Consider the following 12898-nt stretch of genomic DNA (forward strand, 5'->3'; position numbering starts at 1 on the left):
GATTCCAGCCAGATTTACTCGGGTTCCGGGTCGGCGCGCAGGTCTTCAGGAATTTCGAAGTCATCTTCATGCAGCGGCTTCGGTGCTTCCTCCAGATGCTGGCGTGAACGCTTGAGCTGAAACACATAGGCCAATACCTGGGCAACGGACTTGTAGAGGCCCGCCGGAATCTCATCACCGATCTCGCTGTTATGATAAAGCGCCCGCGCCAGCGCTGGAGCCGAAAGCAGGGGCACATCGTTGGCTTCGGCGATTTCACGGATCTTGAGCGCCACAAAATCGGCGCCCTTGGCAATGACTCGCGGTGCACCGCCGCCCTGCTGATCATATTTCAGCGCTACAGCGTAGTGGGTCGGGTTGGTAATCACCACATCCGCTTCGGGCACTTCCGACATCATCTTGCGCTGGGCGATTTCGCGCTGCAACTGGCGAATACGACCTTTCACCTCGGGCTTACCCTCCGTGTTTTTCATCTCGTCCTTCACTTCCTGCATCGTCATCTTCAGCTTCTTGTTGTAGTCGTACAGCTGAAAAGGCACATCCACCAGGGAGATAATGATGAGAGACAGACTCATGACCAGAAAGGACCAGCCGAGGATCTGCAGCGAGTGCGCAACTGCCGGCTCCACGGCTTCACGGGCCAGCGCGATCAGGTCAGGCCGGTCCAGCCAGAGCACCATAATGGCAAAGGACCCGACCAGCAGAAACTTGGCGAGCCCCTTCCCCAGCTCCATCAGTGCCTTGAGAGAAAACATGCGCTTGAGGCCACTGAGCGGGTTGATGCGGCTGCCCTTGGGCTGCAGCGCCTGGCCACTGAAATTCCAGCCGCCCAAGGCAATCGGGGTCAGGAGCGCCGCCAGCAAAGTGAGCAGAAAAAAACCCCAAAGACTGAAGAATCCTTCATAAAGGGCTTCTCCGAGATGGGTAAACATGCGCGAGGTATCAAACACATCCTGCCGGTCCAGAGTGAAGCTTTCTCGCATCACGCTCATCATGGTAAACGCCACATCTTCGCCAAACAGCAAGCCCGCAGCCGCTGCAGACAGCAGCAAAGCAGTTGAACCCAACTCACGAGAACGCGGAATATCGCCTTTTTCTCGCGCGTCTCGCAGACGCTTCTCCGTTGGCTCTTCTGACTTTTCCTGACCTGTCTCTTCTGCCACCTCAGCGCCCTGCCTTCAGCAGTTGCGAGATATTTTCCAACGCCTCAGTCGAGAACGTCTGGTAGTGGCTGAAGAAGCCGGACAGACTTGCCCAGACAATGAACAGGCCCATCAACATGGTGAACGGAAAGCCGATGGCGAAGATATTAAGCTGAGGTGCGGCCTTGGTCATGATGCCAAAGGCAAAGTTCACCACCAGCAGCGCGGTGACTGCAGGCAAAGCCATCAGCAAAGCTGCCATGAACAGCCAGCCACCCGACAGAGCGACTTCCCAGAGGGTAATACGACTGACACCATCCAGCCCGACCGGCACCACATGGAAGCTTTCCACCATGATCTCAATCAGCACCAGGTGGCCATCCATGCCCAGAAACAGCAGCATCACCAGCATCAGATAGATCTGCGAAATAATGACCACATTGACGCCGTTGGCGGGGTCGGTCATGGACGCAAAGCCCAGGCCCATCTGCATCGCCATGATCTGGCCACCCGCAACAAAACTCTGCAACAAAATAGTGGCAGCAAAGCCCAGCAAGCTGCCCAACACCACCTGCTGAGCAATAATGACCCAGCTTTGCAGTGAAATGGGATCAAATACCGGCATCGGCGGCAGGGAAGGCAGGATCAGGATAGTGACGATCAGCGCCAGCCCCAGACGAATTCGTGCCGGTAACATCTGGGTACCCACGATGGGCATGGCCATGAAAAAGGACATCACGCGGAACAGCGGCCACAAAAAGCCACTGACCCACTGTTCAATCTGCATCAGGCCAATATCCATGGCAGGCCTAGGAGATCAAACGCGGGATATTGAGGAACATGTAATTGAACAGGTCCGATATCTTGGTCACGATCCAGGGACCTGCCCACATAACGGCCAGCAGCGTCACGATAAGGCGTGGCAAAAAGCTGAGGGTCTGCTCGTTGATCTGGGTCGCGGCCTGAAACACGGAGATCATCAAACCTACTGCCAGAGAAGGCCCGACAATCACGGCAACAATCACCACGATCAACCAGAGCGCCTGGCCAAACAAGTCCAGTATGATGCCCGGATCCATATGCCCTCCGCTACATTCCGAAACTGGCAGCCAGGGTACCGATCACCATCGCCCAGCCATCTACCAGCACAAACAACATGATTTTGAATGGCAGAGAGATGATGATGGGAGACAGCATCATCATACCCATCGCCATCAGAACACTGGCCACTACCAGGTCGATGACCAGGAACGGAATGAACAGCATAAAGCCGATCTGGAAGGCTGTTTTCAGCTCACTGGTGACAAACGCCGGTATCAGGATAGTAAAGGGCAGATCTTCAGCATTTTCCACCGGTGGCGTATCCGAGATGCGCATAAACAGATTCAGGTCACTTTCCCGCGTTTGCCGTAGCATGAACTCATGGAAAGGCACACCGGCGGCCCGAAATGCATCCTCGGGCCCGATTTCTTCACTCATGTAGGGCTGGACAGCGTTGGCATTCACTTCTTCCAACACCGGCGACATGATGAACAGGGTCAGAAACAGGGAAAGGCCGATGATGATCTGGTTGGACGGTGTTTGCTGCAAACCCAGCGCCTGACGGAGAATCGCAAATACGATGATGATACGAGCAAACGAGGTCATCATCATCAACATTGCCGGCAGGAACGTCAGCAACGTCATCAGCGCCAGAATCTGGATCGTGACGCTGTAGTTGGTGGTACCGTCTTCGCCCGTGACCAGGGTCACGGCCGGTATGCCTGTTTCAGCCGAGGCGGCAGGAGCCAACAGGCATAACAGGGGGATCAGACCAAGCCATCGCATCAACGCTCAGCTCCACGCGACAGAACCTGCTGCAAGCGCTCGGCAAAGGCCGCCCCGCGTATTTCCGCACTGTCCAGCACCGGCTCATCAAACTCTACCAGCAGACTGACACGTCCAGGCGCCACTCCCAGCAGCATCTGCTGCTCGCCTACCTGTACCAGCACCGCTCTCTCACGCTGCCCCAATGGCAAGGCGGCCAGCACTTTCATGCCCTGCCCGCCCGCCGGCACGCCATTGACGCGACGGACCAGCCAGGCCAACAGCAGAATCAAGCCAACGACCAGCACCAGGCCCAGACCCAGCTGCATAATGGCGCCCCAGGATAGAGGGTCCGGCATGGCGGGCCGCGCAGCGGCTGTATTCTTGGCCACACTCTCTTCCGCCGCCTGGCTCAGCACCGGCAGCAGACATAACAGGGCACAGCTGATACGGGGAAGAATCATTTCAGACGGCGAATCCGTTCCTGGGGGCTGATGACATCGGTCAGACGAATACCGTAGCGGTCGTTCACCACAACCACTTCACCATGGGCGATGAGAGTTCCATTCACCTTCACATCCAGCGGCTCACCGGCCACACGATCGAGTTCGATTACCGAGCCCTGACTGAGCTGCAGCAGGTTGCGAATGGCTATTTCCGTACCTCCCACTTCCATTGTAAGAGTGACCGGAATATCCAGAATAACGTCCAGCTTGGGGTCATTAATGGGCCGGGAATCATCCTTCAGCTCATCCAGTTCAACCCCCTGTGCAGGCGGCGCACTGGGTGCAGCCTGGGCCTGGACATCATCCAGCAGCGCATCAGCATCGACTCCGGCATCGCCGGTCTGCTGCTCAAGTGCCGCAGCCCACTCGTCTGCGAGCGCCTGTTGATCCTGATCGTTGTTTTCGTCACTCACGTTTTACTCTCCGCGCGCCGGTCAGCTATTACCCGGCTGCTTGATGGTATCTTTGATTTTAACAGCCAGATTGCCACGTGAGGTCCCTAATTGACACTCAAACATGGGGACATTGTTGGCCTTGAGTTGCAGGCTGTCCGGCAACTCGATGGGGATAATATCGCCGGCTTCAAGTTCCATGACATCACGCAACGTCATCTCACGCTCGGCCACACGCAGATCCAGCTCCAGCGTTGCCATCATGATGTCACGCCGCAGGGCTGACAACCAACGCTCGTCCATCTGCTCTTCGGTGGTTTGCACACCCGATACCAGAAGATCCCGGATAGGTTCGAGCATGGAATAGGGCATGGTGATATGCAAATCCCCGGAGCCCCCTTCAAGATCCACCTGGAATGAGCAGACCACGACCACCTCGGTCGGGTTAACCGCGTTGGCCATGGCCGGGTTCACTTCGTGTCCCACATGCTCAAACTGCAAATGGGTGACCGGCTTCCAGGCCTCCTGCAGGTCCTGAAACAACTGCTGCAGGGTACGGTGCACAACACGGGTTTCGGTCGGGGTAAATTCACGTCCTTCGATCTTGGCATGACGGCCGTCGCCACCAAAGAACTGATCCACCAGTTTGAACACCAGGCGGGCATCCATGATGAAAAGAGCCGTTCCCCTCAACGGATGAACCTTTACCAGGCTCATGCTGGTGGGTACATAGAGTGTATGGATGTAATCTCCGTACTTCATGACCTGAATGCCACCAACAGTGACATCAGCAGTACGGCGCAGCAGGTTGAACAGGCTGATTCGGGTATGACGCGCAAAACGCTCATTGATCATTTCGAGCGTAGGCATACGCCCACGCACGATGCGCTCGTGACTGGCTAGGTCATAGGTGCGAACACCATCGGCATCTTCGCCATCCGCATCATCCTCGGTTTCAACATCTCCATCATCGACACCGTGCAAAAGTGCATCGATCTCGTCCTGGGAGAGCAGATCCTTGACCGACATCCGGCCCCCTACTGCATCACGAGGTTAGTAAACAGAATCGTCTCGACCCCGGGCTGACCAATCTTGTCTTGCATAATCGACTGCACCATGGAAGTGGCTTCAGCACGCAGGGCTTTTTTGCCCTCGATGCTCTGCAGCTCTTCAAAACTTTGTGTTGAGAACAGGGCATTCAGGCGCGAAACGATGAGTGGCATATGCTTTTTCAGGGCCTCGTCGACCAGAGGGTCTCGGCTCTTGGCCTCCACAAAGGCCTGCATGTAATGCCGCTTGTTATCGGCGGACTGGAGGGTTGCAACAAATGATGGCTTACCTTCGAGGGTACGAATTTTGGTATAAATGGCTTCGCGCTGAACCGGTTCGGCACTGGCCTGGGCCACCGCCTCTTCATCACCGGACATCAGGAAAAAGTACGCAGCACCTCCCCCTCCGCCCAGCAGTAATACAACCCCCAGGACGATCAGGATGATAAGCTTTTTCTTTGAACCCTTGCCTTCTTCAGGCGCTTCATTATCTGCCATTCATGCCTCCGTAAAACTGTGCCTTATCCCTGATAACAGGGTAATATAACACACTGTTTTTGGGGCTGAAGACTTCAGGCGTAGTAGTCGACCAGACCCACGGCAACGGCACTGCCCGGCAGTGACTCCGAATCCAGCTCACCACTGCTGCCACCCGCGTATCCACCAGCTCTTCCCTCGGAGCCACCGCGGCTGTCAGAACCCTGCCCACTACTGGACGAGTCATCCGAGATCGCGCCTTCACTCAGTTCAAGCCCCTGCTCGGCCAACATTTCGCGCAATCTGGGCATCTGTTGTTCCAGCGCATCCCTTACCGCCGGATTAGGGCTGGTAAAACTGACACTGATCTGATCCTGCCCCTGAACGTGTACCCTGATCTGCATGGAGCCCAGCTCTGGCGGGTCCAGCTGAATTTGGGCACTACGTGGTCCATGCTGCGCCATCATGATCATGCGCTCGCCCACCGCTTGCCCCCAACGGGGTGTCAACAGCTGCGGATGTGTATTCAACAACTGTTGAGCCTGTGCCTGTGCAGCCTGAGGGTTACGTGGCTGTGCCGTTTGAGTATTCTGGGTGGTGCTTGTCTGGGCTCCTGAATCCTGTCGCTGACTGCCACTATCACCGCTCTCTGACCCCATACCTCCGGCACCACTGCCGCCAGTGTTCAAAGCACTGACATCGACTCGTCCACCAGCTTCACCGCCACGTACCTGAGCAGGGTCAAGCTGAGCCTGGCGTGCTGATGAATTGTCAGCAGGTGCTGCAGGCGTAACCAGCTGAGTAGGCGCTCGACTCTCGCCACTGGTTTGCTGAGCCTGCTTTGCCTGTACCGCATCCTGGCTGGCCAGAAGAGTGACAGGGTCAGGCGCCGCCTCAGTATCCGCAGTGGCCACTGAAGCACTGTTCGACGCATTTTGAGACCCCGGTATTGCTGATGCCGAGGTTGTTTGCCCCGCGCTCACAGGTACTTTTACGTCTCCATCCATTATTTCAGGCTGACCACCCTGTGCTGTTTCAGCACTGGCAGCTCCACTCAAGGGATGGGGCTGGGCTGAGGCGTTATCCACAGCGCCATTGGCCGCAACCCTTGCTTGCGCCTCTACACGCGCCTGTTCGGCTGCGCTTGAGGGTAATTGAGAGCGGCTTTCACGCCCCTGTTCTGCTTGCGGTATCTTCGGTTGTTCACTCTCGGCTTCAGCCGTTAACTGCTGAGCCTTAGCGGTTTTTTGCTGTTGGCCTGCGTCTCGCTGAGCCTGGTTACGCAACTGCGTTTGAGTCATCGCCTCCTGCCCTGCCTGGCGTTGCTCAACCGTCTGCTGAGCCAGCTGTTTTGTCTCTATCTGTTGCTGCTGGACAGTACGCTGCTGAGCCTGAGACTGGACTTGTTGCTGATTCGTGCGCTGCTGAGTCTGCACTTGCTGCAAGGCCTGCTGCTCCGCCTTCGTCAATTGCTGCTGCTCAATACGCTGCTGGTTTTGCTGCTCAGTCTGCGTCAGATGCTGCTCAGCTCTTTGGTGAGTCTGGGCCTTCTGTTCTGCCTGAGTCAGCGCTTGCTGTCCCGCTTGTGTTTGAGCAGCCAACTGCTGCTGACTCAGAGCAGATTGTTCAGAGGCATTGCCGTTACCCCCCGCCGCTCCGGACGCTAGATTGGTGGCTTGAGTGCTTTGCTGCCCCGGTCGAGGCTCTTGAGGTGGTTGCTGGCCCGCTGGCAGCTGCTCAGACTGCACTTGGCCCGATACGGAGGAAGTAGGCTTGGCATCGGTTGTTTGCGCCTGATTAGCAGCGTCCTGAACAGAAGCCTGTGCAGTCCCCGCTTGCGGAGGCATACCACTCAGATTGTCGGCATCCTGCTGACCCGTTTGCATATCCGCAGCGGCTGCGCCACCTTCAGCACCCGTCTCGCTGCCATCAGCCGGCAATTGGCCTGGCAAGTTTTCGCCCTCGGCAGGCAAAGTCTGGCCGTTTGCCGCCACTTTGCCCTGTGCCTGCAGACTGCCCTGAAACAGCAGTTGGAAACTGCCGGGAGCCGCGCCCTGAGCGCCAGCAGTCATGCCATTGACCGGCGTCTGCATTGAACTGAGATCAAGCAAGGAGGGACTGGTTTGACTGGGTGCTTTAACAATGGCCATGCGAGACTCCTGGTATCCGATAGCCAAGTAAAAGCAATTAAGGTGCCAACGTTAGATATATTGCGGCCGGCGATGCTGGGAGCGCTCGTCGATTTCCTGCTGCAGCTGCTTGTCAGCCTGACGTACTTCGGTCTCACGCGCCTTGCGAATCAGCTCTTCAATGCCTTTTTCCTTGGCATAGGCCTGCTGCCAGAAGGCGCGCACCTGCTGCAACTGATCACGCGCCTGTACCAGCGCCTGTTCTTGTGCCTGAATCGTTGAGTTGATCTTTTGCAGGAAGGATTGCTGTGCATGCAGGGTGCCAATATTCATGCCCTGCTGGCCCACCTGGGTATACTGCTGCTGGTATTCACCCAGATATTGCTGCAATTGATCAATACCGCGTTCGCCCTGCTCGACCCGTTGCTGGGCTTCGGCCAGGTAGCGCTCGGCTTCACGACGCTTTCGCTCAGCCACTGCCAATACCACTTCCAGCCGCTCAGATCTTGGTTTTGCCATCCATTACTCCTGTATCAGGGAACCCGCCGGATTCCCGGCTGCCCCGCTTTCGGCTGTGCACCGCCCTGGGCATTGCCCTGCTGCGGCGGCGTACTCATCACCATGGCCAACTCCTGCATAGACCGCTGCAGGGGCATGGGTTCGTTCATGCTCTGCTGCAGATAAGCCTTGATGGTTGGCATCATATCAATGGCACGGTCGGTTTCAGGGTCGCTGCCACGGGCATAGGCTCCCACCGAGATCAAGTCGGCATTCTGACTGTAACGTGAGTACAGGCGCTTGAACTGCAGTGCCAGGCTCAGCTGGGAATCATCTACAATCTGCGGCATGGCACGGCTGATCGAGGCTTCGATATCGATGGCCGGGTAATGCCCCTGTTCTGCCAATGAGCGTGCCAGCACCACATGTCCATCCAGAATAGCACGCGCCGAGTCGGCCACCGGGTCCTGCTGGTCATCACCTTCCGTGAGGACTGTATAAAAGGCGGTAATGGAGCCACCACCCGTTTCGCCGTTACCGGCACGCTCCACCAGCTTCGGCAGCTTGGCAAACACCGACGGCGGATAGCCCTTGGTAGCTGGTGGCTCTCCCACGGCAAGCGCGATTTCACGCTGCGCCTGGGCATAGCGTGTCAGCGAATCCATCAGCAGCAGTACATTTTTACCCTGGGCACGAAAGTATTCGGCAATTCGAGTGGTCAGCTGCGCCGCGCGAAGGCGCATCAAAGGGGAATCATCGGCCGGCGAGGCCACCACAACCGAGCGCGCCATGCCCTCTGCTCCCAGGCTGTGATCGATAAATTCACGCACCTCACGGCCACGCTCACCAATCAAGCCGACCACGGTGATTTCCGCTTCGGTAAAGCGCGTCATCATCCCCAATAAGACCGATTTACCGACACCACTGCCGGCAAACAACCCAAGACGCTGCCCACGCCCCACCGTCAGCAAACCGTTAATGGCCCGCACGCCTACATCCAGGGTTTGTTCTATCGGGTGACGGTGCAGGGGATTGATGGTTTCGCCGGACAGCGTCACCAGATCATCGGGTGCCAGCGGTCCTTTGCCATCCAGTGGCCGCCCTATGCCGTCGATGACACGCCCCAACAAACCGAACCCGACCGGTACCAGACTGGCACCGATTCGCGGACGCACGGCGGCACCAGGAGCCAGGCCATCGACGCTGTCCAGCGGCATCAGATAGATACGATCACCGGCAAAGCCGACCACTTCCGCTTCCACCTCACCCTCGTCCTGCAGCGACACCAGGCAGTAGTCCCCCAGTGCCACCTTGAGCCCCACGGCTTCCAGGGTAAGCCCGATCAAACGGGTAACCCGGCCTTCAACTTCCGGGCGCGGCGATTCGTAGTCGATATGACGGTAGCGGTTGAGACGGTGAGCCAGGTCCGGCATGAGACAGCCTCGTTATTTAGATGAAGAGTCGGGCGTTTTGATCAACCGGGCGCGCAGCTGTTCTGCTACCTGAGTGAAACGCTGTTCCACCTGATAATCGACGCGGCAGTTGCCACTTTCCAGCACACAACTGCCCGGCTCCAGCTCGGGGTCAGGCTTGAGCTTGAGCGCCAGATCACCCAATAGCGGTTCCAGCGGCGCCACCTGATCAGGTGCAATGCGCAGACTGAGATTGCCTTCACCCTCCGGCATTTGCTCCAAAGCGTCATGAACACTGCGCGCAAGCGCGTCAATATTTTGACTAAGCTCTGCCTTCACTGTGGCTTGGGCAAGCTCGATCACCAGATTCACCAGCGCTTCTTCAAGCGCCTCACGCTCTTGTTCAAGCGGCTTCTGTAATAATTCGATAAGCCCATCCAGGCGCTGCAAACGCTCATTAATCTGCGCCTTGCCTGCTTCCAGCCCCTGTTGCAGGCCTTCCTGGTAGCCTTGCTCACGCCCTTGGGTCATGCCCTCGGCATGCCCTTCTGCCTGACCTTCACGACGGGCTTCTTCACAAATTTCTTCCCACTGCGTCAGTGTCAGCTTTTCGGCAAAAATCTCTTCTTCAACGACGGAGACATCGACATCTTCAAGGGGGGAAGGAGGTTTGCGGGCCAGTGCCTGTACCACCGGGGCTGCACCGCCCACATCAGGAGGCAACCAGGGCTTCACGGCATCCGCGTCACTGGCACGGATGCGTATGGGCTGATCCTTTTTCATCAGATCATCTCTTCACCAGAGCCACCCAGCATGATTTCGCCATCATCGGCCAGACGGCGTGCCACGGTAAGGATCTCTTTCTGCGCTTCTTCCACCTCAGATACACGCACAGGCCCCTTGGCTTCAAGGTCGTCACGCAACAATTCGGCGGCCCGCTTGGACATGTTCTTGAACACCTTCTCCTGCAACGCGCTGTCTGCACCCTTAAGTGCCAGCACCAGGTTATCAGTGGAGATTTCACGCAGGATGACCTGAATACCACGATCGTCCACATCGATCAGGTTGTCGAACACAAACATGAGATCAGAGATTTCGGTTGCCAGACCTTCGTCGTTGTCGCGAATACCATCCATGAGTTCCGCCTCCAGATTGGAGTCGAGGAAGTTCATGATATTGGCGGCAGAACGCACGCCACCGAGGGTACGCGACTGACTAGCCTTACTACCGGTGAACTGGGATTCAAACATGTCATTGAGCTCCTGCAGTGCCTGCGGCTGGATACGATCCAGTGCGGCAATACGCATGAGGATATCAAGACGGGACTTTTCATCGAAGTAGGTCAGCACAACCGAGGCCTGATCCGGGTCAAGATAGGCAATAACGACCGCCTGAATCTGCGGGTGCTCATATCGCAACATCTCTGCCACCTGGCGTGGATCCATCCAGCGCAGCGTGTCCAGGCCCGAGGTATTGGTACTGAACAGAATACGGTCAATCAGCGTTTTGGCTTTTTCCTCACCCAGCGCCTGATTAAGCATGGCGCGGATATAGCGGTCATTGTTGATACCAATGCCGGTCTGGTCACTGACCACGTTCATGAAGTCAGCCACTACCGCTTCAACACGGGACTGGGGCACATTGTCGAGCTGGGTCATGGCCTCGCCGATCTTCTGTACTTCCTTCGGCCCCAGGTGCTTGAGGATTTCGGCGGCATCAGACTCACCCAGGCTGATCAGCAGAATGGCTGCTTTCTGGATGTCGTTCAGTTCAGCATCACTGCTCATTATCGATTACCCACTGACGAACGGCCTGGGCCACTTTTTCCGGATCTTCTGCGACCATACTGCGAATGGCATTAAGCTGATAATCAAAACTCTCATTGGGCGTCGGCAAGATACCACGGTCGCCCCCGGTGCCCAGAGTAACCTTATCCTCGGATACATCCGCACCTTCCAGGCCTTCCAGATCCGCCGAAATTTCACCCGCCGGCCCCAGGGAGACGACATCCTTGGTTTTGCCGGCATCGGCCAGACTGCGCAGAATGGGGCGCAATACAAAGAAGACCAGAACCAGGACAAACAACGCAGCCATCACCTGTTTGATCAAATCCCAGAACCAGTCCTGCTCCCAGATGGCAGGATCTTCCATGCTGATGGGTTCATCCGGTACAAACGGCGAGTTAATCACGGTCACGCTGTCGCCCCGCACCGCCGAATAGCCCACGGCATTGCGTACCAGAGTTTGCAGCCGCTGCAATTCATTTTCCGACCAGGTCATGCGCTGGGCTTCGCCACTCTCGGGGTTGGTCGTCGTCAGGTCGTCCACCACGACAGCGACACTTAGGCGCTTGATCACGCCCGTCTGGTGACGGGTATAACTGAGAGTGCGGTCCAGCTCGTAGTTGCGTACAGCCTGCTCACGGCTGGACCCGGTCCCTGTAGCGCCAGCGGCATTGGCGGCGCCGACCGTACCGGGTTCAATCTGCTCGGGGACTTCATTCGGGCCAGGCGGCTGGTTGGTCAGCGCACCAGGCACACCTCGGGCCAGCTCACCCGCGGCACGCTTTTCTTCCAGCGTTTTCTCACTGCGCAGGGCCGGCAGGTCCGGGTTATAGATTTCATCGGCCTGCTCTACCTGGGTGAAATCAATATCGGTGGATACTTCGGCACGGAAGTTACCCAGCCCGACCACCGGCTGCAGAATGCTGTTGATGCGGTTAACCAGGGTCTGCTCGACCTGACGGGTGTACTCCAGCTGCTTGGCCGCCAGCACCACATCTTCATCCTGATCGCGAGTATTAAGCAGACGCCCCTTCTGATCCACAACGGTGACATCATCCACCGCCAATTCAGGAATGCTGGACGCGACCAGATTGGCAATGGCCGCAACCTGATCACGGGCCAGAGTACGGCCGGAAAACATTTCGATAAAGACAGAGGCGCGGGGTTTGCGCTGGTCTCGCACAAACACCGACTCTTTGGGCAAGGCCAGGTGTACACGGGCGGACCGCACCGCCAGAAGGCTACTGATAGTACGTGCCAACTCACCTTCCAGGCCACGCCGGAAGCGCGCATTCTCCATGAACTGACTGGTGCCCAGACCCTGTTCCTGCTCCAGCAGTTCAAAGCCGACGGTCTTGTCAGCGGTAAAACCCTCGGAGGCCAGTTTCAGGCGCGCCTGATGCACATGCTCTTCCGGCACCAGAATGGCACGGCCGTCGGTATCAAACTTGTAGGGAACGCTGTACAGCTTGAGTTGCTCGATGACTTCGTTGGCATCGGCAAAGTTGAGATTGGAGAACAACACCCGGTAGTCAGGCTTTTGCGACCAGAGCACCACGGCAAAACCGATGGCAATACTGGCAGCCAAACCGATCATAAGACCGAGCTGCCGCAGGATGCCCAGGCTATTGAAGCCGGTCATCAGACTGCCCTTGCCGCTTAATTGTGCTGCCGTGTTATCCATTTAATCCTGACCGCTGCCG

14 protein-coding genes are annotated in these 12898 nt (G+C 57.1%); all 14 read right to left on the bottom strand.

The window, feature by feature from the left end; genetic code table 11:
• Positions 1 to 14: 14 nt before the first annotated feature.
• Positions 15 to 1163: a flagellar biosynthesis protein FlhB gene (gene flhB / locus O3C79_RS18190; RefSeq protein ID WP_010325329.1), complete on the bottom strand. Its 1149-nt coding sequence runs from the start codon at positions 1161 to 1163 to the stop codon at positions 15 to 17.
• Between the two features lies 1 nt (position 1164).
• On the bottom strand, positions 1165 to 1929 hold the full coding sequence (gene fliR, locus O3C79_RS18195; RefSeq protein WP_010325328.1) for a flagellar biosynthetic protein FliR: 765 nt from the start codon (positions 1927 to 1929) through the stop codon (positions 1165 to 1167).
• Positions 1930 to 1951: 22 nt separating this feature from the next.
• Positions 1952 to 2221: a flagellar biosynthesis protein FliQ gene (gene fliQ / locus O3C79_RS18200; protein ID WP_010325327.1), complete on the bottom strand. Its 270-nt coding sequence runs from the start codon at positions 2219 to 2221 to the stop codon at positions 1952 to 1954.
• Positions 2222 to 2231: 10 nt separating this feature from the next.
• Entirely contained in the window at positions 2232 to 2969 is a 738-nt protein-coding gene (gene fliP / locus O3C79_RS18205; RefSeq protein WP_494385808.1) for a flagellar type III secretion system pore protein FliP, read from the bottom strand.
• Positions 2969 to 3412, bottom strand: coding sequence for a flagellar biosynthetic protein FliO (gene fliO, locus O3C79_RS18210; RefSeq protein WP_494384237.1), 444 nt, complete (start codon positions 3410 to 3412; stop codon positions 2969 to 2971). Before fliO ends, fliP begins: the two co-directional genes overlap by 1 nt.
• Positions 3409 to 3867, bottom strand: coding sequence for a flagellar motor switch protein FliN (gene fliN / locus O3C79_RS18215; protein WP_010325323.1), 459 nt, complete (start codon positions 3865 to 3867; stop codon positions 3409 to 3411). The genes fliO and fliN overlap by 4 nt, the downstream gene beginning before the upstream one ends.
• A gap of 21 nt (positions 3868 to 3888) precedes the next feature.
• Positions 3889 to 4875, bottom strand: a complete 987-nt coding sequence (fliM, locus tag O3C79_RS18220; protein WP_494384238.1) for a flagellar motor switch protein FliM — start codon at positions 4873 to 4875, stop codon at positions 3889 to 3891.
• A gap of 8 nt (positions 4876 to 4883) precedes the next feature.
• Positions 4884 to 5393 carry a flagellar basal body-associated FliL family protein gene (locus O3C79_RS18225; RefSeq protein WP_494384239.1) on the bottom strand — a complete coding sequence of 170 codons (510 nt, stop codon included), beginning with the start codon at positions 5391 to 5393 and terminating at the stop codon, positions 4884 to 4886.
• Positions 5394 to 5467: 74 nt separating this feature from the next.
• The gene (locus O3C79_RS18230) at positions 5468 to 7522 is read right to left on the bottom strand and encodes a flagellar hook-length control protein FliK (RefSeq protein ID WP_494384240.1); all 2055 of its coding nucleotides are present in this window, start codon (positions 7520 to 7522) and stop codon (positions 5468 to 5470) included.
• 51 nt (positions 7523 to 7573) lie between these two features.
• Positions 7574 to 8020 carry a flagellar export protein FliJ gene (gene fliJ, locus O3C79_RS18235; RefSeq protein ID WP_494384241.1) on the bottom strand — a complete coding sequence of 149 codons (447 nt, stop codon included), beginning with the start codon at positions 8018 to 8020 and terminating at the stop codon, positions 7574 to 7576.
• Positions 8021 to 8034: 14 nt separating this feature from the next.
• Complete coding sequence (fliI, locus tag O3C79_RS18240; protein ID WP_494384242.1) at positions 8035 to 9432, bottom strand: flagellar protein export ATPase FliI; 1398 nt, start codon at positions 9430 to 9432, stop codon at positions 8035 to 8037.
• A 12-nt stretch (positions 9433 to 9444) separates the two neighbouring features.
• Positions 9445 to 10194 (bottom strand): flagellar assembly protein FliH, encoded by a 750-nt coding sequence (locus O3C79_RS18245; protein ID WP_494384243.1) that lies wholly within the window; start codon positions 10192 to 10194, stop codon positions 9445 to 9447.
• Positions 10194 to 11198 (bottom strand): flagellar motor switch protein FliG, encoded by a 1005-nt coding sequence (gene fliG, locus O3C79_RS18250; RefSeq protein WP_494384244.1) that lies wholly within the window; start codon positions 11196 to 11198, stop codon positions 10194 to 10196. The genes O3C79_RS18245 and fliG overlap by 1 nt, the downstream gene beginning before the upstream one ends.
• Complete coding sequence (fliF, locus tag O3C79_RS18255) at positions 11188 to 12879, bottom strand: flagellar basal-body MS-ring/collar protein FliF (RefSeq protein ID WP_010325315.1); 1692 nt, start codon at positions 12877 to 12879, stop codon at positions 11188 to 11190. The genes fliG and fliF overlap by 11 nt, the downstream gene beginning before the upstream one ends.
• Positions 12880 to 12898 lie beyond the last annotated feature (19 nt).

The organism is Marinobacterium sp. NO-S09 (genome assembly GCF_059179545.1).